This window comes from Pseudomonas sp. 2822-17 (genome assembly GCF_002742485.1).
Classification (GTDB): Bacteria; Pseudomonadota; Gammaproteobacteria; order Pseudomonadales; family Pseudomonadaceae; genus Aquipseudomonas; species Aquipseudomonas cyclaminis.
Genome location: NZ_LJRZ01000430.1, coordinates 38,356 through 63,136 on the forward strand (window position 1 = coordinate 38,356; position 24,781 = coordinate 63,136).

Genomic DNA, 24,781 nt, shown 5'->3' on the forward strand with positions numbered 1-24,781 from the left:
TACGGCGGGTCACTTTGGAAAAGCCCCAAAGTAACCAAAGGGCTCTTGCCCCAACACTCGGCACCTCGCCTAGGCTCGGTGTGCCCTCACTCCGGCTTGAATCCGTGGGCCGCCGCGATGGGCCATCCATGGCCCAGCGCGGCTAACCCGGCGTCCTGCCGGGTTACCCACGGATTCAAGCCTGCGTTCGGCCAGCGTGTTTGACGGGGCGCTTGAGATCAAAATCAAAAGCAGAGCCAGAGCCAGAGCCAACCTGAGGCCCACCTGATGTATGGAGATCAAAATGTGGGAGGGGGCTTGCCCCCGATAACGGTGGCTCAGCCAAAGTTGCATCAACTGACACCCCCTCATCGGGAGCAAGCTCCCTCGCCCCAACAAGCCTTCCCGTCACGACACCACCTCCGCCGCAACGCCTTCCAACCACCACACAGCCAACCCCTGAACATTCGGCGCCTTGAGCAAAGTGAAATGATTCCCCCCGCCATACCAAACCTCCAACCCGCTGCCCTGGCGCTTCCAGCCCTCCACCATCCCGCCTTGCTCGCGCTGATTGCCAGCCGCATCCAACGCCGGATCCTCGGCCAACACCAACCGCACCACCCCGCGATAGCGCTGTGCCGGGCGATACACCGTGCGCAATGCGACCGCGTAAGTGCGCGCCGGCCCCGCCATCGCATCAACACTGGCACGGGCCGGCAACAACCCCACCCCCACCATCCCGGCGTGCAGGCTCTGGCGCTGCGCCACTTCATCGCCAGCCGCGAAGTCCTCACGGTCAATTCCGAGGGGTTTACCCGCCGCCAGCTGCATCGCTTCGATCAACCGCAACAACGCCGCCGTCGTCGTATAAGCCCGACCCGCACCCCCCGGCGCCTCGCTGTCGATCACCGTCAACGACGCCACTTCCCGCCCGGCCGCCTGCAACCGCAGCGCCATCTCCAGGGCGACCCAACCGCCAAACGAATGCCCCACCAGATGCACCGGCCCCTGCGGACACTCATGCTCCAGCGCAAGCAGATTACAACGCGCCGCCGCTTCCACCTGGCTGTGGGGCACCGCCTCGCCGTCCAGCCCGCGCGGCTGCAAGCCGAACAACGGCCAGTCTCGCCCAAGCGCTTCGCCAAGGCCCACGAACCCGGTAACGCTGTCCCCTGCCCCCGGTACACAGAACACCGGCGCATAGCCGGCCCGTCCGCCCTGGATTCGCAGCAACGGTTGATGCGCGGTTTCCAGCACCGCTGAGCACCCCGCCAAGGCCTCTGTCATCGCCGCACCCAATGCACGGATGTGCGGCGCCTGCATCATGCTCTGGTGATCACCCGGCACGTCCACTTGGCGCAATTGCCCAGGCGCCAGGGCGTCCTCCCAACCGAGCGATACACTGCGCCGCGACAGCTCGGTCGGCCGCTCCACAGCACTGAACAGATGCACCGGTATCGGCAACGGGAACAGGCTGTAATGCGCCAGCGCATGCCCGTGACCGACTTCGCGCTCGATAAAGCTCAAGAGGTCCGCATCCGCAGCCGCCGCCATTTGCGCGTATAGCAAACCTTGATCGCGACAGCATTGCAGCAGACCTGCAAAGTCCAGCTGTCCAATCTGCGCGTCCAGCTGTTCAATCCTCGCCAGCTCATCCACACCTCCCTGTGCGTTCCAATAGGCGCGGCACTGCAACAGCAAATGCCGCTTGAGCGCATCCGGCCCGCTCCAGCGCGCCTTGCCCTGGTCGGTCAGGCGCGGCACGTAGCTGTCGATCAGGCCGAGGAACGCCACCGGTTCATCCAGCCCCAGCAATTGCATCGCCACTTCATAGGCCAGCACCCCGCCAAATGACCACCCCGCGATGCGATACGGCCCATGGGGTTGCAGGCCGCGAATCAGGCCGACCATGCGTGCCGCCAGGCCTTCCAGGGTGTTGAGGTGCGACTCGCCGAGCGCCAGCCCCGGCAGGCCATAGATCGGGTAGTCACCCGGCAGATGCTGGCCCAGCGCCGGGAAGTACACGTCCATGCCGCTGAATTCATGCACCAGGAACAACGGCGCTTGCTTGCCGCTGCTGCGCACCGTGATCACCGAAGCGTCGCGTACCGGCTCGTCGGTGCGCTGGCGCAGCATGGCGGCCACCGAGGCGACGCTGGCGTGTTGGAACAACTCGGCCAGGCTCACCGCCAGCCCTGCGGTTTCCATCAGGTTGACCAGGCGAATCGCCAACAGCGAATGCCCGCCCAGCTCAAAGAAACTGTCATGCCGGCCAACCTGTTCCAGCTTCAGCACCTCGGCCCATAACTGCGCCAGTGTCTGTTCCAGAACATCGATCGGTGCTTCGAACTCGCGACTGACCTGCGCCTCCAGGGCCGGCACCGGCAGGGCTTTGCGGTCTACCTTGCCATTGGCAGTCAACGGCAGCTGGTCCAGCGGCACATAGGCCGAAGGCAGCATGTAGTCCGGCAGTTGCCCTTGCAGATGGGCGCGGATGCCGTCGATACCTACGGGCTGCGCCGCCCAGGTGAAATACGCCACCAGACGCTTATCCCCCGGCGCGTCTTCACGGGCCAACACCACCGCGTCCTGAATGCCCACGCAAGTCATCAGGCGCGCTTCGATCTCGCCCAACTCGATGCGGAAACCCCGGATCTTCACCTGATCGTCATTGCGTCCGATGCATTCGAGCAGGCCATCCACGGTCCAGCGGCCGAGGTCGCCGGTGCGGTACATCAAGGCCTGCGGATTGAAGGGATCCTGCACAAACTTTTCAGCGGTGAGCTCCGGTCGATTCAAATAACCCAGGGCCACGCCGTCACCACCGATGCAGATTTCACCGGTCACGCCCTGGGGCACCGGCTGCAAGTACGCATCCAGCACATGCACCTGGGTGTTGGAGATCGGTCGCCCCACCGGCACGCTGTCGGCGTCGTCGGCAATCGTGCGCACTTCATGGGTGGTGGCGTAGGTGGTGGTTTCCGTCGGGCCGTAGCAATGCACCAGGCGCAACGCCGGCGCCTGGGCCAACAGGCTGCGAAACGCCGCAGGATCGGCACGCTCGCCGCCGCACAGCAGGATGCGCAAACCGGCCAATGCGTCGGGAATCAGCTGCACGTACTGGTTGAACAACGCCGTGGTGACAAACAGCACCGTCGCGCCACGCAGCGCCGCGCCGAATGCCGCAGGGTCAAGCAAGGTGGCGTGATCGATGACCTGCACCTGCCCACCGTTGAGCAACGGCCCCCAGACATCCATGGTGCTGGCGTCGAACGCCGGGTTGGAGGCGAAGGCCACGCGGTCGCTGGAGTTGAAGTCCGCGTAGCCGTTGTTGAGCACCAACCGCGTGATGCCGCGATGGGGCACCCGCACGCCCTTGGGAATGCCGGTGGAGCCGGAGGTGTACATGATGTACGCCACGCTGTCCGAGGCTTGCGACAGGTCCGGGTTATGGCTCGGCTGTGGATCGAGGATCAGGGTGTCCAGGTCCAGGCGCTGCGCCGCGTAGTCGATCAGCGCATCACTGCGGGTCAACAACCAGCGCGCATCGCTGTCCTGCACCATGAACGCCTGGCGTTCGGCGGGTGCGTTGATGTCCAGCGGCACATAGGCGGCCGCGCACTTCAGCACGGCCAGTTGACCGACCAGCAGCGCGACAGAACGCGGCAGCAGGATCGCCACGTTGTCGCCCGGTTTTACGCCCAGGCCCGCCAGGTGATGGGCCAGGCGGTTGGCGCTGGCATTCAGCTCGCCGTAGCTCACGCGCTGCTCGCCCTGCACCACGGCCACTGCGTCGGGACGTGCCTGGGCCTGGGCTTGGAACAGGCGCTGCACCGTGTGCTCACGGGGGAAGTCGCGGGTGCTGGCGTTGAACGCCAGCCGCAGTTGGTGCTGTTCGGCGACGGGCAGGATCGGCAAGCGGCTGATGGCGGTATCGCTGCCCTGTTCCAGCGCCTGCACCAACTGCTCCAGAGCCACACTCAGGTAATCACACAGCCGCCGGGCGCCCTGCCCCGAGGCTTTGAAGGTAAAGCCATCGCCCAGGTCATCCACGCTCATCGACAGGCCGTAGTTGCTGTGTTCCTCGGCCTTGAGCAGCTCAATGCCCTGCCACGCCTCAGCCACTCCAGCGACCTGCGGCGCGCTGTGCCGATAGTTGAACAGCACGCTGAACAGCGGCGTGGTCACCGGCACCCCACTGCAACGCTGGGCCACTGTCAGCGGTGCGTGTTCATGGCTGAGCAGTTGGCTCAGCCGCGCATGGGTGGCGCGAGCGGCGCTGCGTACCGAGTGCTCGCCGAGGTCGACCCGCAACGGCAAGGTGTTGATAAACACGCCCATGGCCCGCTCGGCGCCTTCGCCGCCTTGCATGCGGCCGAGCATCACGGTGCCGAACACCACCTGCTCACGGCCCGACACCTTGCCCAGCACCTGGGCCCACCCCAGGTGCATCAGGCTGGCGGCGCTGACGCCGCACTGGCGCGCCTGAGTGCGCAGGCGCTGGCTCAATTGAGGAGCAATCGCCAGGCGTACCTGTTCATCGATGCCCAGGTTGGCCACCTCCGTGGGCTCGTCGATCTGACCAAGCATGTCGCGGAAAAACTCTTCGTGATCGTCCACTCGCGTCTGTGCCACCGTCTGTGCCACGTAGTTGCGATACGGCACAGGCGTGCCCAAGGTGTGTTGCGTGCCCAGCAGGAACGCCTGCAGCTCGTGTTGCAGGATCTCCAGGGCGATGTGGTCCATGACCAGGTGATGGAACAGCAAGGTGGCGACCACACGCGGGGTTTCTTCGCTGCACACCAGGCGCATCAATGGCGCCTCGGACAGGTCCAGGCGCGGGGGCAACGGACCGCTTTCAACCCGCAGCGATGCCTTGCGCCAGACCACCTGCACCGGTTCTTCCAGGCCGTCCCAGTGGAACGACGAGCGCAGGATGTCATGGCGCTCGATCACCGCCTGCAACGCCAGCGCAAACGCATCCAGGCGCTGGCGGCTGTCAAACGCAAACTGCGCCTGCAGCACATAGGCATCGCCGGCCCGCACGGCGCGATGGTGATAGAGCATGCCAGCCTGCAACGGCGCCAGCGGGTAGATGTCCTGCACATTCGCCGCGCCACCGGGGATACACGCGACGAGGCGGTCGATGGCGGCCTGCTCCAGCGCGATCAGCGGCAACATCGCTGGGGTGATCGAGGTGCAGCCGGCGACGATGCCATTGGCCGGCACCACCACTTCGCGGCCACCGCCCAACGCCGCCGCCAAGGCCGACAGGGTGGGCTGACCGAACAGCACTTTTACGTCCGCCGACAAACCCAGGCCGCGCATGCGCCCCATCAGGCTCACCGCCAGCAACGAATGCCCGCCCAGTTCAAAGAAGTTGTCGTGACGCCCCACACGCTCCACCTTGAGCAACTCGGCCCACAGGCTGGCCAGGGCGATTTCCGTGTCGCCCTCGGGCGCTTCGTATTCGCGCACCACCATCGACTCCAGGCCCGGCGCGGGCAGTGCCTTGCGGTCGAGCTTGCCGTTGGGGCTCAAGGGCAACGCGCCGAGGTGGACGAAGACCGCCGGCACCATGAACTCAGGCAGGTGATGCAGCAGCTGACTGCGCAGCACATCGATGTCGGTAAAGGCGCCGGTGTAGTACGCCACCAGGCGGTCTTCACGGGCGATCACGGCGGCCTCGTTGACCGCCGGGCACTCGGTCAGGCGCGCCTGGATCTCGCCCAGTTCGATGCGCAAGCCACGGATTTTCACTTGGTCGTCGTTGCGGCCCAGGTACTCAATATTCCCATCGGGCAGGTAGCGTCCGACGTCGCCGGTGCGGTACATCCGCCCATGGGTAAAGGGATCCTGGAGAAAGCGTTCGGCGGTCAGTTCCGGGCGGTTCAGGTAACCCCGCGCCACTTGCACGCCGCCGATAAACAGCTCGCCGACCACGCCCAGCGGCACCGGCTGCAATTGCCCGTCCAGCAGGTACATACGGGTGTTGGCGATGGGCTTGCCGATGGGGGTGTTGTCCGGCGTCACCGGGCCTGCGCAGTTCCACGCCGTCACGTCGACAGCAGCTTCGGTCGGGCCATACAGGTTATGCAGCCCGCTGCCTGGCAACTGCTGCTTGAAACGCCGCACCAGGCTGCCTGGCAAGGCTTCGCCGCTGCACATTACGCGCACCAGCCCGGCGGCCTGGCTGACATCGCCATGGGCCAGGAACACGTCGAGCATCGACGGCACAAAGTGCAACGTGGTGATGTGTTCGGCCTCGATCACCTCACACAGGTACGCCGGGTCTTTATGCCCACCGGGACGCGCCATCACCAGGCAAGCGCCGGTGAACAACGGCCAGAAGAATTCCCAGACCGACACGTCGAAGCTGAACGGGGTTTTCTGCAAGACCCGGTCCTGGGCCGTGAGCCCATATTCGTCCTGCATCCACAGCAGGCGATTGACCACGCCGCCATGGTCATTGATCACGCCCTTGGGCTGGCCGGTGGAGCCGGAGGTGTAGATCACGTAGGCACTCACGCCGGCTAAACCGGGGTTCTCCACGGATTGCCGGTGCCAGCTCGGCTGGTCCAGATCAACCACCGGCGCCGCGCCCACCAGCGCACGGGTAGCGTCCTGGATCAGCACCACGGCGGGCGCGCTGTCCTCCAGCATGTAGGCGATGCGCTCCAGCGGGTATGCCGGGTCCAGCGGCACATAGGCGGCGCCGGCCTTGAGAATCGCGTACAGGCCGATGACCATGTCCAGGCCACGTTCCACGCAGATCGCCACCCGCGAATCGGGCTGTACGCCCCGTTCCAGCAGGTGATGGGCCAGTTGGTTGGCCCGTGTATTCAGTTCGGCATACGTGAGTTGCTGTTCCCCGGCTTTAAGCGCAATCGCGTCGGGCGTGCGTGCCACCTGGGCCTCGAACATCCCGTGCAAGGTCTGGTCGAGGTTGTAATCCAGCTGTGTCGCATTGAAGTCGAACAGCAGGTGCTGGCGCTCGCGCTCGTCCAGCAGCGGCGCATGCTCCAGCACCGCCTGGTCGTTATCGACCATGGCCTGCAACACGCGGGTGAAGTAGCCGACGTAACGCTGCACGGTCGTTTCATCGAACATCGCCACGGCGTATTCCAGCGCGCCGAGAATCGTGCCCTGCACTTCGCCCAGGTTCAGCGACAGGTCGAACTTGGCAAAGTGGCTGTTCTCCACAATGCCTTCCAGAGCCAGGTCGCCCAGGGCCAGGGTCGGCGCGCTGCTGTCCTGCCAGGCCAGCAGCGTCTGGAACAACGGGCTGTGGGCCAGGCTGCGCACCGGCCGGGTGAGTTCCACCACTTGCTCGAAGGGCAGGTCCTGATGGGCCTGGGCTGCCAGAGTCAGCGCCTTGACCCGCGCCAGCAGCGCTTCGGTACTCAGCCCACCCGAGGTGTCGATGCGCACGGCCAGGGTGTTGACGAACAGGCCGATCAGGCCTTCGACTTCACTGCGCGTACGGTTGGCCACCGGCGAGCCGATCACCACATCCGCCTGCCCCGACAGCCGTGCGAGCAAGGAGGCCCAGGCGCTCATCACGGTCATGTACAGCGTGCTGCCATGGCGCTGGCTCAAGGCCTTGAGCCCGGCGGTAAGGCGCTCGTCGAGGCGGATGTCCACGCTGCTGCCGGCGTAGTCCTGCTGCGCCGGGCGCGGGCGGTCGGTGGGCAGGCTGAGCAACGCCGGCGCCCCGGCCAGGGCCTGTTGCCAATAGCTGCTCTGGCGCTGCAGGACGTCGCCGCTGAGCCACAAGCGTTGCCACACGGCGAAGTCGCCGTACTGGATCGGCAATGGCGGCAACGGGTCGGGCTGGCCCTGGCTGAAGGCCTGGTACAGCGCCATCAGCTCGCGGGTGAGCACGCCCATGGACCAGCCGTCGGAGACGATGTGGTGCAGGGTCAGCAACAACACGTGGTGTTCGTGCCCCATCACCACCAGGCGCCCGCGCAGCAGCGGGCCGCGCTCCAGGTCGAACGGCGCCGAGGCTTCGCCGTGGATCAACGCATCCAGCGCCTGTTGCGGTTGCGGGTGGCGGCGCAAGTCCTGCACCTGCAGCGGCAGCACATCGTCGGCCGCGACGATCAGCACCTGGGCGTCATCGCCGTGCTGGGCGAAGCGGCTGCGAAGGGTTTCATGCCGCGCCACGATTCGCGCCAGCGCCCGTTGCAAGGCCTGCACATGCAACTGCCCACGCAAGCGCAAGCCGATGGGAATGTTGTAGGCGGTGTTGGCGCCTTCCATCAGTGCCAGGAACCACAGGCGCTGCTGGGCAAACGACAGCGGCACCGGCTCATCGCGGTTGGCCGGCAGGATCGCCGGCAAGGTGCTGCGACCGGCCTGGGCCAGCACCTCGGCGACGGCGGCCAGTTCGGCGTTGGCAAACAGGTCGCCGAGCAACAGTTCCACACCCAGGCGCTGACGCACTTGGGACACCATGCGCATGGCGAGCAGCGAGTGCCCACCCAGCTCAAAGAAGTGATCGTGACGGCCGACGCGCTCCACCTGCAACACATCGGCCCAGATCTGCGCCAGGCTGTTTTCGATCTCGCCCTCGGGCGCGGCGTATTCGCGGGTAAACAGCGCGGCCATATCCGGCGCCGGCAAGGCCTTGCGGTCGAGTTTGCCGTTGGCGGTCAAGGGCAACGTGTCGAGCTTCATGAAGGCGACCGGCACCATGTAGTCCGGCAGGTGTGCCACCAGATGGGCGCGGATATCGCCCACCGCCAGCGCGTCGAGTTGCGGATTTTCGGTGTAATACGCCACCAGGCGCTCTTCGCGCACCAGCACCACAGCCTCCTGAACGCTTGGCAGGTGGTTAAGCTGGGTTTCGATTTCCCCCAGTTCGATGCGCACGCCACGGATTTTTACCTGATCGTCATTGCGGCCCAGGTAGTCGAGATTGCCATCGGGCAACCAGCGCGCCAGATCGCCGGTGCGGTACATGCGACCGGCGTTGAACGGGTCTTGCAGGAAACGCTCGGCCGTCAGTTCCGCACGGTTCAGGTAACCCCGCGCCACGCCCTTGCCGCCGACATACACCTCACCCGCAACGCCCAGCGGCACCGGGCGTTGTTGCGCGTCCAGCAGGTACACCGTGGCATTGGCGATGGGCTTGCCGATATGCAACGGCTGCCCGGCCTCGACCTTGCCGGAGGTGGCGACCACCGTAGCCTCGGTGGGGCCATAGTTGTTGATCAGTTCAAAACGCTGCGCCCGCCCGAACTGCCGCAGGCGGTCGCCGCCGATCAGCAAGGTGCGCAGGGTCGGGTGCTCGATGTGCTGGCTGAAGGCGTACTCGGCCACGGGCGTGGGCAGGAAACACACATCCAGCGGCTGCGCGCACCACCAGGCCAGCAGTGCGTCGATGTCTTCGGGGCCGTCATGGGCCGGTGGCAGGTGCAGGGTCGCGCCGACACACAGCGCCGGCCACACTTCCCAGGCCATGGCATCAAAGCCGAACCCGGCGACGCTGGCGGTGTGGCGCCCGGCGCACAGGTCGAAGGCGCGGCAATGCCAGTCCACCAGATTGGTCACGGTGTGGTGCTCCACCATCACGCCCTTGGGCAGGCCGGTGGAGCCGGAGGTGTAGATCACATAGGCGAGGTTCGCCGGGGTCACGGCAACCATAGGGTTGCTCGCCGCGTGGTGGTGCCAGGTGTAACGGTCCAGGTTGATCACCGGCACGTCCAGCTCGGGCAGGCGTTCGAGCAAGGCGTGCTGGGTCAGCACCGCCACCGGGGCGCTGTCGCTGAGCAGGTAGGCCAGGCGCTCGGCCGGATGGGACGGGTCCACCGGCACGTAGCAGGCTCCGGCTTTAAGGATCGCCAGCAACCCGGCCAGGGTGTCCAGGCCACGACGGGCGACGATGGCCACGCGGTCGTCAGGTTTGACGCCCAGCGCCAGCAGGTGATGGGCCAGCAGGTTGGCTTGCCCGTTGAGTTCGGCGTAGGTCAGTGAGTGCCCCAGTTGCACCGCCGCAATGGCATGCGGCGTAAGCGCGGCCTGGGCTTCGATGCGCCCGTGCACGGTGCTGCCCTGGGGGAAATCGGCCTGGGTGGCGTTGAACTGTTCCAGCAGCAACCGCTGCTCGACGGCGGGCACCACCGGCACGCGATTGAGCGCAGTGTCGGGCGCCTGCTCCAGGGCCGTCACCAGGTTTTCCAGGGCGGTGTGCAGGTAGGCGCAGACCCGCTGCGGGTCCACCTGGGTGCTGGCCAGCAGGCTCAGGCCAAAGCCGTCGCCGAGGTCATCGATGCTCAGGGTCAGCGGGTAGTTGGTGCGCTCTTCGGCACTGAGGGCGGCGATGCCCTGCCACGCCGAGACGGCTTCGGCGCTGGCGGCAGGCGCGCTGTGGCGATAGTTGAGCAGCGCACTGAACAACGGCGTCGGCGCAATCACGCCGCTGCAGCGCTGGGCCAGGGCCAACGGCGCGTGCTCGTGGCGCAGCAACGTGGTGAGTCGGGCATGGGTGGCCTTGACCCCGGCGCGCACGTCCTGGCTATCGACGTCCACGCGAAACGGCAAGGTGTTGATAAAGATGCCCAAGGCGCGATCGGTGGCATGGCTGCCTAGCATGCGGCCCATCAACACCGTGCCGAACACCACCTGTTGCTTGCCCGCCAAGACCCCCAGCACCTGCGCCCAGCCCAGGTGAAACAGGCTCGCCGCGCTCACCCCCAACTGCCGCGCCTGGGTGCGCAAGCGCAAACTCAACGGCGCCGCCAACGGCAGGTGGAGTTCGCTGATGCCGCGCGCATCGCCCTGCACATCCTGCAAGCCAAACGGCAAGGTCGGCTCGCTGATATCGCCGAGCATCTGGCGAAAGAAACTTTCGTGCTCCTGTTCACTGATGCCCAACCGCGCCTGGGCCACGTAGTTGCGAAACGGCACCGCCTGACCCAACGCCGCGCCCTGCCCCAGCAGGCACGCCTGCATTTCATGGCACACCACTTCCAGGGCGCTGTGGTCCAGGGCCATGTGGTGGAACAACAACGTGGCGACGATGCGCCCATTGGCCGGGTCGTCGGCACGCACCAGGCGCAGCAGCGGCGCCTGGGTCACCTCGAGGCGATAGTGGCGGGCATCGAACAGGGCGTGCAGTTGGGCGGCGATCTCGCCATCCGCCGGATCGAGTTGCAGGGCCTGCACCGGCAGGCGCGCAGTGCGCCACACCACTTGCGACGGCTCCTGCAGGCCATCCCAGACCACGCCGGTGCGCAGGATGTCATGGCGGTCCATCACCGTTTGCAGTGCTTGGGCAAATGCGTCGAAACGCGCCAGGCTGTCGAACGCGAACTGCGACTGCATCACGTACGGGTCGCCCTGCTCGGCGCTGACATGATGGAACAGGATGCCTTCCTGCAACGGCGCCAGCGGGTAGATGTCCTGGATATTCGCCACGCCGCCGTCGACCGTGGCGACGACACGATCAATCTCGTCCTGGCTCAGGCTTGAAAGGGTCAGCATGGCCGGTGTGATGCGCTCGGCGCCAGGCGGGATGCCATTGGCCGGCACGTCGACTTCACCGGCCTTGGTCGCGCAATACTCGCCGGCCTTGATCAACTCGATCAGCCCCGGTTTGTGCTCGCGCAAGGCGGCCAGGATTGCAGGGTCGCTCAAGGCCTGCTTGTTGCCTTGCACCGACAACTGCTCGCCCTTGAGCGCCAGTTGGATGTCCTTGGTTTTCAGGGTTGCCAGCAGCTCAATGAGGCTCACAGGACGATCTCCATTCGTTCGGTCATTGCGGCGTAGCCGGCCAGGGTCGGCTGTTCGAACAGCCCCCGGACGTCGGCTTCCATGCCTTCCTGGCGCAAGCGCCCAATCAAGCTCACGGCAAGCAGCGAGTGCCCGCCCAGTTCAAAGAAATTGTCCTGGCGACCGACCCGCTCGACGTTGAGCAACTCGGCCCACAAGCGCGCCAGCAGGATTTCGGTATCGCCTTGGGGTGCCTCGTATTCACGCAGGTTCAGGGCTTGCAGGCCGGGCGCCGGCAGGGCCTTGCGGTCGAGTTTGCCGTTGGGGCTCAGGGGCAGCGCGTCGAGGTGCACAAACAGCGCCGGCACCATGAAGTCCGGCAGGTGGCACAGCAGATGGGTGCGCAGGTGCTCGATATCGGTGTGCGTTCCGGTGTAGTAGGCGACAAGGCGATCTTCACGGGCGACCACCGCCGCTTCGCTGACCTGGGGATGCTCAAGCAGCCGCGCCTGGATCTCTCCCAACTCGATACGCAGGCCACGGATCTTGACCTGGTCGTCATTGCGGCCCAGGTACTCAATGTTGCCGTCGGGCAGGTAGCGGCCAAGGTCGCCGGTGCGGTACATCCGTGCGGCGCGGAACGGGTCCTCAAGGAAACGCTCGGCGGTCAGTTCAGGACGATTGAGGTAACCCCGCGCCACTTGCACGCCGCCAATAAACAATTCGCCGACCACACCCAGCGGCACCGGCTGCAACTGCGCATCCAACACGTACATGCGCGTATTGGCGATGGGCTTGCCGATGGGCGTGTTGTCCGGCACATCGGGGCGCGCGCAATTCCAGGCCGTCACGTCCACCGCCGCTTCGGTGGGGCCGTACAGGTTGTACAGGCCGATTCCCGGCAACTGCGTCTTGAAGCGGCGCACCAGACTGCCCGGCAGTGCTTCGCCGCTGCACATCACCCGCAGCAGCCCTGCCGCCTGGCTCACGTCGCCATGGGCCAGGAACACATCCAGCATCGACGGTACAAAGTGCAGCGTGGTGATCTGTTCCGCTTCGATGACCTCGCACAGGTAGGCCGGGTCTTTATGCCCGCCGGGGCGCGCCATTACCAGGCGTGCGCCGGTGAACAGCGGCCAGAAGAATTCCCACACCGACACGTCGAAGCTGAACGGGGTTTTCTGCAACACCGCATCCTCGGCCGTGAGGCCATAGGCGTCCTGCATCCACAGCAGCCGGTTGACCACCCCGGCGTGCTCGTTGATCACGCCTTTGGGCTGGCCGGTGGAGCCAGAGGTGTAGATCACGTAGGCCTGGTGCCGGGCGGTCAGGCCCGCGACCTCGGGGTTGCTCGGCGGCTGATGCTGCCAGGTGACCTGGTCCAGATTGAGCAGCGGCACGTCGCCCAGCAAGGCTACGGTGGCGTCCTGGGCCAGCACCACCACGGGGGCGCTGTCTTGCAGCATGTAGGCGATCCGCTCCAGCGGGTACGCCGGGTCCAGCGGCACATAACCGCCGCCGGCCTTGAGGATGGCGAACAGGCCGATGACCATGTCCAGGCCACGTTCCAGGCAAATCCCCACCCGCGCATCGGGTTGCACACCCAGCCCGCGCAGATGATGGGCCAGGCGGTTGGCCCGCTCGTTGAGGTGTTGGTAGGTAAGGTGCTGCTCGCCCGCCGTCACCGCGATGGCGTGGGGCGTGCGCTGGACTTGGGCTTCGAACATCCCGTGCAGGGTCTGGTCGAGGTTGTAGTTCACCTCGGTGGCGTTGAACGCTACCAGCAATTGCTGACGCTCCTCGGCGCTGAGGATGGGCAGGCGATTGAGCGCCTGGTTCGGTGCCTGTTCCAGGGCCTCGACCAAGCCGGCCAGGGCCACATGCATGTACCCGCAGATGCGTTGCGCATCGACCTGGGCCAACGCGGTCACATCGTAGCCATCGCCCAGGTCGTCCACGTTCAGGGTCAGCGGGTAGTTGGTGCGCCCGTCGTTGACCAGGGTCTGCATGCCTTCCCAGGCGTGTTGCGCCTCCTGGGAACGGGTGGCGGCGCCGCGATGGCGATAATTGAGCATCGCGCTGAACAATGGCGCCGGTGCGGCCACACCGCTGCAACGCTGGGCCAGCGCCAGGGAGGCGTGTTCATGGCCGAGCAACGCGGTGAGTCGGGCATGGGTGGCGCGCACCGCCGAGCGGGCGCCCTGAGCGTCGATATCCAGGCGCAGCGGCAAGGTATTGATGAATACACCCAGCGCCCGGTCGGCACCTTCGCCGCCTTGCAGACGGCCCACCAGCACGGTGCCGAACACCACGCTGTGGCGCCCGGAGGTGGCCGCCAGCACTTGGCCCCAGGCCAGGTGGAACAGGCTCGCGGTGCTCACGCCAAGCACGCGGGCCTGGGCACGCAGGCGGCGGTTGAGGTCACTGTCCAGGTGCAGGCGGTGCTCCTGGATTGCATTGCCGTCGCCACGCACGTCTTGCAGGCCGAATGGCAGGGTCGGTTCGTCGACATCACCGAGCATTTCGCGGAAGAACACCTCGTGCTCCTGCTCGCTGATACCCAAGCGCGCCTGGGCCACGTAGTTGCGGTACGGCATCGGCGCAGCCGTCGGCGCCGGATGACCCAGCAGGTAACCCTGCATTTCCCGCAGCACCACGTCGAAGGCGGTGTGGTCGAGGGCGATATGGTGATAGAGCAGCACCACGACCACGCGCTGGTTGGCCGGATCTTCGGCATAGGCCAGGCGAATCAACGGCGCCTGACTGATGTCCAGGCGGTAGCGCCGCGCATCAAAACGTTGATGCAGGCCGGCGAGTACATCGCCTTCAAGGTGCAACTGTTCGAGGGGCAACCGGGCCTTGCGCCACACCACTTGCAGTGGTTGCACCAACCCTTGCCACACCACGCCGGTGCGCAGGATATCGTGGCGATCGATCACCTGTTGCAGCGCCTGGGCAAAGGCGCGCAGGCGCTCGATGCTGTCGAACGCCAGGTGCGATTGCAGCAAATACGGGTCGCCCTGCTCGGCGGTGAGGTAGTGGTAGAGAATGCCTTCCTGCAACGGCGCCAGCGGGTAGATGTCCTGCACATTGGCCGCACCGCCGGGCACTTGGGCAACCACTTGATCCAGGGTGGATTGGTCGAGTTGCACCAGTGACAACAGGTCCGGGGTCAGGCGCTGGCAGTCGACCGGGATGCGGTTGACGGGCACCTGCACTTCACGCCCGCTGCCCACCGCTGCCGCCAGGGCGGCCAGGGTCGGCTGGCTGAACAGCACTCGCACATCGGCACTGAGGCCGACCTGGCGCATGCGCTCGATCAGGCTGACCGCCAGCAACGAATGGCCGCCCAGTTCGAAGAAATGGTCGTGACGCCCCACCTGCTCCACCTGCAACACCTCGGCCCAGATACCGGCCAGGGTGGTTTCCACTTCACCCTGCGGCGCTTCGTAATCACGGGTCAGCAGCGCGGCCTGATCCGGTGCCGGCAAGGCCCGGCGGTCGAGCTTGCCGTTGGCGGTCAGGGGCAATGCGTCGAGCTTCACGTAGGCCACCGGCACCAAGGCCTCCGGCAAGTGCGCCTGCAACTGCTCGCGCAGGCTTTCGATCAGCAGCGGCTGTTGTTCGGTGAACCACGCGATCAGGCGGCCCTCGCGCACCAACACCACCGCTTCGCCGACGCCGTGCAACGCCGCCAGCCGGCTTTCGATTTCCCCCAGTTCGACGCGCACGCCACGGATTTTCACCTGGTCATCGTTACGCCCCAGGTACTCGATATTGCCCTCGGGCAACCAGCGCACCCGGTCGCCGGTGCGGTACATGCGCCCTGCATTGAACGGGTCTTGCAGGAAGCGTTCGGCAGTCAAGTCCGGGCGCTTGAGGTAACCCCGCGCCACGCCGCTGCCGCCTACATACAGCTCACCGGCCACGCCCACCGGCACTGGGCGCAACTGCGCGTCCAGCACGTAGACGCTGGCATTGGCGACAGGCCGGCCGATATGCAGCGCCTGCCCGACACGCACGCGGCCCGAGGTGGCGACCACCGTGGCTTCGGTGGGGCCGTAGTTGTTGATCACCGCAAAGCGCCGCTCCTGGCTGAACTGGCGCAGGCGGTCGCCGCCGATCAGCAGGATGCGCAAGGTGGGGTGCTGCAACTCCTGGCTGAATGCGTATTCGGCCACCGGCGTGGGCAGGAAGCTCACGTCCAGGGGCTGCGCCAGCCACCAGGCGAGCAATGCGTCAATGTTGTCGTTGCCCACATCGACAGGCGGCAGGTGCAGGGTGGCGCCCACGCACAGCGCCGGCCAGACCTCCCAGGCCATGGCATCAAAACCGAAACCGGCGACGCTGCTGGTTTGGCTGACGGCGCTCAGGCCAAAGGCTTCGCAATGCCAATGCACCAGATTTTCCACGCTGCGGTGTTCCACCATCACGCCCTTGGGCTGGCCGGTGGAGCCGGAGGTGTAGATCACGTAGGCCAGGTGGGCCGGGGTCAGGGCGGCGAGTTGTGGATTGCTGACGGGGTGGCGCCAGGTGGCGTGCACATCGATGCTGGTGACGGCGCCCAGCAGGTCGCGGGTGCTCGCTTCGGCCAGCACCGCCGCTGGCGCGCTGTCTTGCAACAAGTAGGCAATGCGCTCGGCGGGATACGCCGGGTCAATCGGCACGTAGCCGGCGCCGGCCTTGAGAACCCCCAGCATCCCCACCACCATCTGCGGGCCACGGCGGCAGCACAGGGCGACGCGGTCGTCTGGCTGCACACCCTGTGCAATCAGTTGATGGGCCAACTGGTTGGCGCGTTGGTTGAGTTGCTGATAGGTCAGTGATTCGCCGTCCTGCACCAGCGCAATGGCGTCGGGCTGGCGGTCGGCGCGGATTTCGAAAGCGCCGTGAAGCGTGTGACCGCTGGGGAAATCCGCGACGGTGGCGTTGAACTCGCGCAGCAGGGTTTCACGTTCGCCGGCCGGGAGAATGTCGAGCTGATTGAGCGCGGTGTGCACGCTGTGTTCCAGGCTATCGACCAACCGTTCGATGGCATTTGCCATGTACGCGCACAGGCGCTGGGCGCCGATGCGAGGCAAGGCCAGCACCGTCAGGCCGAAGCCATCGCCCAGGTCATCCACGCTCAGGGTCAGCGGGTAGTTGCTGCGTTCTTCACCGCCCAGCAGCTGCACGCCTTCCCAGATGCCGTGGCCGTCGCGGGCGAGGGTTTCGGGGCTGCTGTGGCGATAGTTGAGCAGCGCGCTGAACAGTGGCGTCGAGGCCGCCACGCCACTGCAACGCTGGGCCAGGGCCAGGGACGCGTGTTCATGGCCGAGCAAGGCGCTCAAGCGTGCATGGGTGGCCTTGACGGCGGCGACCGCGCTGACGGCGGTATCCACCCGCAGCGGCAAGGTATTGATGAACATGCCCAAGGCCCGGTCCGCGCCGTCACCGGCCTGCATACGGCCCATCAGTACGGTGCCGAACACCACCTCGTCACGCCCGCTGACCAGCCCCAGCACCTGGGCCCAGGCCAGGTGCATCAGGCTCGCCGCGCTCACGCCCAGGCGCCGTGCCTGTTCACGTACGCGCTGGGCGAGCAGCGTGTCCAGGGCCTGCTCGGCCTCTTCGATCTCGCGGCCGTCGCCCTGCACGTCCTGTACGCCGAAGGGCAAGGTGGGCTCATCGATATCGGCCAGCATCTCGCGGAAGAACCGCTCGTGCTCGTCGACGCTCACCCCCAGGCGCGCCTGGGCCACGTAGTTGCGAAATGGCGCGGCCGCCGGCAAGTCATGAGCCTGGCCGAACAGAAATGCGCCCATCTCCTGGCCGACCACGTCCATGGCGGTGTGGTCCAGTGCGAAATGGTGGAACAGCAGGATCGCCGCCACCTGCCCATTCGCTGGGTCCTGGGCGTAGACCATGCGCAGCAGCGGCGCCTGGGTGATGTCCAGGCGGTAATGGCGCGCATCGAACCGGGCGTGCAGTTGCCCGATGAGGTCACCGTCGGCCGGATCAAGGTTCACCGCCTGCACCACCAGCTGCGCCTCGCGCCAGACCACCTGCACCGGGCTGTCCAGGCCTTCCCAGACCACACCGGTGCGCAGGATGTCATGACGGGCGGCGACCTGTTGCAGCGCGCCCATAAAACCGTGCAACCGCTCCAGGCTGTCGAAGGCCATGCGCGATTGCAGCAGGTACGGGTCACCCTGCTCGGCACTGATGTGGTGGTACAGAATGCCCTCCTGCAACGGCGCCAGCGGGTAGATGTCCTGCACATTCGCCGCGCCGCCGGGGACGTTGGCGACGATGCGGTCGATGGCGCCTTGGTCAAGGTCCACCAGCGTCAGCATTGACGGCACAATCCGCGTGCAGCCCGATGGAATGCCATTGGCCGGCACCACAATCTCCCGGCCACTGCCCACCGCCGCCGCCAACGCCGCCAGGCTTGGCTGGTTGAACAGCACCCGCACATCCGCGCTCAAGCCCGCCTGGCGCATGCGTTCGATCAAACTGACCGCCAGTAACGAATGCCCGCCCAACTCAAAGAAATGGTCATGCCGGCCCACGCGGTCGAGCTTGAGCAGGTCCTGCCAGATCTGCGCCAACTGGCGTTCCACCTCACCTTCCGGCGCTTCATAACCGCGGCTGAGCAGCGCGCCTGCATCCGGCACCGGCAGGCCTTTGCGGTCCAGCTTGCCGTTGGCGGTGAGCGGCAGCAGCGCCAGCCAGACATAGGCCGACGGCACCATGTAATCGGGTAACTGGCCTTGCAGATGGGCACGCAGCGCGTCGATCGGCAGCGGCGCGGCGGCGGTGTAGTACGCCACCAGACGCCTGTCGCCGGGTTCGTCTTCGCGCACCAGCACCACGGCGTCGTTCACGCCGGCGAAGGCGCCCAGGCAGGCTTCGATTTCACCCGGTTCGATGCGGAACCCGCGAATTTTCACTTGCAGGTCATTGCGTCCCTGGTAGAGCAAAGTGCCGTCGGCCTGCCAGCACGCCAAGTCGCCCGTGCGGTACAGCACGCCTTCGCCAAACGGGTTCGGGATAAATTTTTCAGCGGTCAGTTGCGGCTGATTCAAATACCCCGTGGCCACGCCCGCGCCACCGATATACAGCTCGCCGACTGCGCCCAATGGCAACAGTTGCTGGCGCACATCCAACACATAGACCTGGGCGTTCGCGATTGGCCGGCCAATCGGGATACCGCCCTCGCCCACCTGGATGATTTCATGGGTGGTGGAGAAGGTCGTGGCTTCGGTTGGTCCGTAACCATTGAGCAGGTGCTGGGGCTTGCCATGCTTGAGCACACGGCCGATCACCTGCGGGTCGAGCACATCGCCGCCGACAATCAGGTAACGCAACTGCGCGAACACCGGCAGCAGCGCATCGGCGTACTGGTGGAACAGCCCGGCGGTCATCCACAACACGCTGACGGATTGCTCCTGCAACAGTGCGGCAAACGCGGCCTGGGACAAAAGCACAGCATGCTCGACCACCACCACACAGCCGCCATTGAGCAACGGCGCCCACACGTCGAGGGTGCTGGCGTCGAACGCCGGGTTGGAGGCGAAGGCCACGCGGTCCTGCGGGTTGAACTCGGCATAGCCGTTGTTGAGCACCAGGCGCGAGATCGCACGGTGCGGCACTTGCACGCCTTTGGGCGCGCCCGTGGAGCCGGAGGTGTAGAGGATGTACGCCACGCTTTGCGACGAAAGCTCCACGTCAGGGTTGCGCGGGGACAGCGCGTCCAGGTTCAGGTCGGCCAGGCTGTTGAGCACCCGCTGCGCGCCACTGTCCTGCACGATAAACGCCTGACGCTCCACCGGCGCATTGATGTCCAGCGGCACATACACGGCGCCGCATTTGAGAATCGCCAGTTGGCAGATCAGCAGGTCGAGGCTGCGCGGCAACGCAATCGCCACGCTTTCCCCCGGCTGCACGCCCTGGTTGATCAGGTGATGGGCCAGGCGGTTGGCGCGGCGGTTGAGGTCACGGTAGCTCAAGGACAGTTGGCCGTGCACGGCCGCCACGGCTTCGGGACGCGCCAGGGCCTGGGCCTCGAATAACTGGTGCACGGTCAGGTGCGATGGGTAATCGCGGGCAGTCGCGTTGAAATCCACCAGCAATTGGTTGCGCTCGGCAGGCGGCACAATCGACACGCCGTGCACCGGCGTGGTCGGTGCCTGTTGCAGCGCAGTCACGAGGTGGCGCAAGGCGGTGAGCATGTAGTCGCCGACGCGCTGCACGTCCAGCGACGCCACGCCTTGCACGGTCAGCGCGAAGCCTGAGCCCAGGTCATCGACATTGAGCGCCAGCGGGTAATTGCTGCGCTCTTCGGAACTCAGGATCCGGATGCCGGACGCCGCAAACGGGCTGTCGCCCGGCGCTTCATCCGGCGCGCTGTGGCGATAGTTGAGCAGCGTACTGAACAACGGCAACGAACCCGGTACCCCGCTGCAACGCTGGGCCAGGGACAGCGATGCGTGTTCATGCCCAAGCAACTGCGCCAGGCGCGCATGGGTGGCGCGCACGGCGGCCTGTACGCCGACCGCGCCAACGCTGACCCGCAGCGGCAAGGTGTTGATGAACATGCCGAGGGCGCGGTCGGCGCCCTCGCCGCCCTGCATGCGGCCCAGCAGCACGGTGCCGAACACCACGTCCTGTTGACCGGAGACTTGCCCCAGCACCTGGGCCCAGGCCAGGTGCACCAGGCTTGCGGTGCTCACGCCCAATTGCCGCGCCTGTTCGCGCAGGCCCTGGCTCAGGGCCGGTTCCAGCGGCAGGTGCGCCTCGACAATGCCGCTGCCGTCGCCATGCACGTCCTGCAACCCGAAGGCCAGGGTCGGCTCGTCGATATCGCCCAGCATCTCGCTGAAGAACGCTTCATGCTGCGCCTGGCTCACGCCAAGGCGCGCCTGGGCCACGTAGTTGCGGTACTGCACCGCGTCGGGCAACTGCGCGCCGCGCCCGGACAGGCTGGCGCTCATCTCCTGCACCAGCACGTGCAGGGCGGTGTGGTCGAGCAGGATATGGTGCAGCAACAGGATGCCGACGAAGCCGCCCGGCGCTTCGGCGTAAGCCAGGCGCATCAGCGAGGCACGGGACAAGTCGAGGCGGTAGTGGCGTGGGTCGAAGCGGTGTTGCAGGTCGGCCATGGGCAGGTCGATGCGCTCGACCACCAGCGGCGCCTCGCGCAGTACGACTTGCACCGGTTCGTCCAGGCCTTCCCAGAGGATCGCGGTGCGCAGGATGTCATTGCGCTCGATCACGCTGTGCAGCGCCTGGATAAAAGCGTCCACCGCTGCTTGATCATCAAAGCCCAACTGCACTTGCAACACATAGGGATCGCCCTCGACGGTTGCCAGGTGGTGATACAGGATGCCTGCCTGCAACGGCGCGAGGCCGTAGATGTCCTGCACATTGCCAATGCCGCCGGGCACCTGTTGCAGGATATGGTCGATGGCGGCCTGATCGAGCTCAATCAGCGCCAGCATGTCCGGCGTGATGACGGCGCTGTCTGCGTGGATCCGGTTGACCGGCACCTGCACTTCCCGCTGCCCGCCCACTGCGGCGGCGAGCGCGGCCAGGGTGGGTTGGCCGAACAACACACGCACATCGGCGCTGAGGTCGGCCTGGCGCATGCGCTCGATCAGCTTGACCGCCAACAGCGAATGGCCGCCCAGTTCGAAGAAGTTGTCGTCGCGGCCAATGCGGTCGAGTTTGAGCAGGTCTTGCCAGATCGTCGCGATAGTTGTTTCGACGGGGCCGTGTGGCGCCTCGTAGCCACGCCGGGCCAGCGCGTCGGCATCCGGCGCGGGCAGAGCCTTGCGGTCGAGTTTGCCGTTGGCGGTCAGCGGGAAGACGTCCAGCACTACGAAGGCGCTGGGCACCATGTGGTCGGCCAGGCTAAGGCGCAAGTGATCGCGCAGCACCGCGACGCTGATGTCGCCCTCGGCGATCACATAGGCCACCAGGCGCTGATCACCCGGCGCGTCTTCACGGGCGATGACCACCGCGTCGCGCACACCTTGAGCGGTGGTGAGGCGCGCCTGGATTTCGCCGAGCTCGATGCGGAAACCACGGATTTTTACCTGGTCGTCGTTGCGTCCCAGATAGTCCACGCTGCCATCGGCCAACAGGCGGCCGAGGTCGCCGGTCTTGTACAGGCGCTGGCCGGTGGTTGGGTCGGTCAGGAAGCGCTCGGCCGTCAGTTCGGCGCGGTTCAGATACCCGCGCGCCACCCCGGCGCCGCCGACGTACAACTCGCCGACCACACCCAATGGCAGCGGCTCGCGGTGCGCGTCCAGCACATACAGTTGCAGGTCGGGAATGCGCACGCCAATCGGGCTCACGCCCACCAACTGCGCATCCGCCGCTTCCAACGGGCGATAGGTCACGTGCACGGTGGTTTCGGTGATGCCATACATGTTCACCAGTTGCGTGCCGGCATTGATCGCACGGGCGTACCACGGCTTGAGCATCCCCGGTTCAAGGGCTTCGCCGCCGAAAATCACCTGGCGCAGCGAGTGGGCCTGGGGGCTGTTGCCCTGGGCCGCAATCAACTGGCGGAAGGCGCTGGGCGTCTGGTTGAGGATGCTCACACCGGCTTCGCACAGCAGCGTGTAGCACTCGTCCGGCGAGCGGCTGACCAGTTGCGGCACGATCAGCAACTGACCGCCGTGCATCAACGCACCCCAGATTTCCCACACCGAGAAGTCGAACGCAAAGGAATGAAACAGTGCCCACACATCCGTGTGATTGAAGCCGAACCACTGCTCGGTGGCGCTGAACAGTCGCGCCACCTGGCGATGCTCGATCATCACACCCTTGGGCTGGCCGGTGGAGCCGGAGGTGTAGATCACATAGGCCAGGTGCTGCGGGCTGACCACGACACGCGGATTGACCAGGGACTCGCCGCGCAGGCCATTGAGGTCGACCTGCGCCAGTTCGCCCACCAAGTGACGGGTGTTGGCTTGCACCAGCACCGCCAGCGGTTGGCTGTCGTGCAGGGTGTAGGCGATGCGCTCCAGTGGATACGCCGGGTCGATCGGCACATACCCCGCGCCGGCCTTGAGGATGCCCAGCAGGCCAATGATCATCTCCGGGCCGCGCTCCACGCAGATCGCCACGCGGTCATCGGGGCGCACGCCCTGGGCCAGCAGGCGATGGGCGACCTGGTTGGCGCGTTCGTTGAGTTGGCGATAGGTGAGGCGTTGTTGCTCATAGCGCAGGGCGATGGCTTCGGGGTGGGCGGCGGCGTGGGCTTCGACTTGCTGGTGGATCAGCGCGGTGTCGGCGTAGGTATGCGGGGTGTGGTTGAGGCTGTGCAGCAGGTGATGACGCTCGGTCTCAGGCAGGATATTCAGGCCGCTCAGCGGCATCTCCGGTCGCTGCTCAAGTGCGTCGGCCAGGCTGTGGAGCGCCGTGTGCAGGTAGTTCGCCACGCGCGCTGCGCCGATGGAGGCGTCGACCATCACCGTCAGCGCGAAGCCTTCGCCCAGGTCATCCACATTCACCGTCAGCGGATAGTTGGTGCGCTCCTCGGCGCCCAGCACCTGGATGCCTTCGGCGACCTCGATCACCTCGGCCATATCCGTGGCGGCACTGTGGCGATAGTTGAGCATCGCGCTGAACAGCGGCGTCGGCGCGGCAACCCCGCTGCACCGCTGGGCCAGCGCCAGGGAGGCATGCTCATGGTTGAGCAACGTGGTGAGCCGCGCGTGGGTGGCCTTGACCCCGGCGCGCACGCCCTGCTCGCCCACGTCCACGCGCAACGGCAAGGTGTTGATGAACATCCCGAGCGCCCGCTCACCGCCCTCGCCCGCGCCCATGCGGCCGAGCATCACCGTGCCGAACACCACCGCCTCACGGCCCGAGACCACGCCCAATACCCGAGCCAGCGCCAGGTGCATCATGCTTGCCACGCTCACCCCCAATGGCCGCGCCAGGCTGCGCAGGCGGCGGCTCAGCTCAGCGTCGACCGGCAGGCGCGCCTCGTCGATCCCCTGGCCATTGCCCTGCACGTCCTGCAAGCCAAATGGCAGGGTCGGCTCATCGATATCCGCGAGCATCTCGCGGAAAAACCCTTCATGAACCTGCTCGCTGACGCCATGGCGCACCTGGGCGATATAGCTGCGAAACGCCACCGGCTCAGCGGCCTGGGCTTGCTGGCCGGCCAGGTACAGCTGGATCTCATGACGCACCACATCCAGGGCGGTGTGGTCGAGGATGGTGTGGTGGAACAACAGCATGGCGACGACACGCTGGTTGGCGCGATCGTCGGCAAACACCAGGCGCAACAGCGGCGCCTGGCCCAGGTCCATGCGATAGGTGCGCGCGTCGTAGCGTTGTTGCAACTGTGCAAGTACGTCGCCACCGTCAAAGTGCGCTGCCTCACAGGCCAGGCTTGCCTTGCGCCACACCACTTGCAGCGGCTCGTCCAGGCGCTCCCAGACCATGGACGTGCGCAGAATATCGTGACGGTCGATCACCCATTGCAGCGCCTCGGCAAAGGCATGCAGGCGCACGCGGCTGTCGAACGCAAACTGCGCATGCAGCACGTAGGGATCGCCCTGCCCGGCCGAGAGGTGGTGATACAGCATGCCCTCCTGCAACGGCGCCAACGGGTAAATGTCCTGCACATTCGCCACACCACCGGGGATGGCCGCGACAATGCGGTCGATGGCCGCCTGGTCGAGGCTCACCAACGGCAACATCTCAGGCGTGATGCGGTAGGCCGGGCTGAGCCAGTCACCGCCATGCTCCGCCACCAGTGCCAGCAGTCGGGGCTTGTGGGCGATCAACTGATCCCACAGCCGATCATCCAATGCCTCGTCGTCACCGAGGATGATCAGGTCGCCCTCCTCCAGTTGCAGACGGATCGCATGGGTGGAAATCGCTGCCAATAATTCGCTGAACTGCATGGGGGTAACCTGCCTGGTAAGTCACGGTGAAGGAGAAAAGTCCGTTTTCAGCTGCCGTTTGCATCGGATGCGCTGGGCGCCTCGCCTTGAAAAAAGCGGGCACAGCCGGGGGCCTGGAGAGGCTTCCGGTAGGGGTGGGAAATTAAGGGATTTGGCGGGTGGGGGGTGACATG

2 protein-coding genes are annotated in these 24,781 nt (G+C 66.0%); both read right to left on the minus strand.

All coding sequences use genetic code 11. The annotated features are described in order from the left end of the window. Nucleotides 1-387 precede the first annotated feature (387 nt). Nucleotides 388-11,718: a non-ribosomal peptide synthetase gene (locus AOA60_RS15265; RefSeq protein WP_099585133.1), complete on the minus strand. Its 11,331-nt coding sequence runs from the start codon at nt 11,716-11,718 to the stop codon at nt 388-390. Next, nucleotides 11,715-24,608 carry a non-ribosomal peptide synthetase gene (locus AOA60_RS15270; protein ID WP_099585134.1) on the minus strand — a complete coding sequence of 4,298 codons (12,894 nt, stop codon included), beginning with the start codon at nt 24,606-24,608 and terminating at the stop codon, nt 11,715-11,717. The genes AOA60_RS15265 and AOA60_RS15270 overlap by 4 nt, the downstream gene beginning before the upstream one ends. Nucleotides 24,609-24,781: the final 173 nt, after the last annotated feature.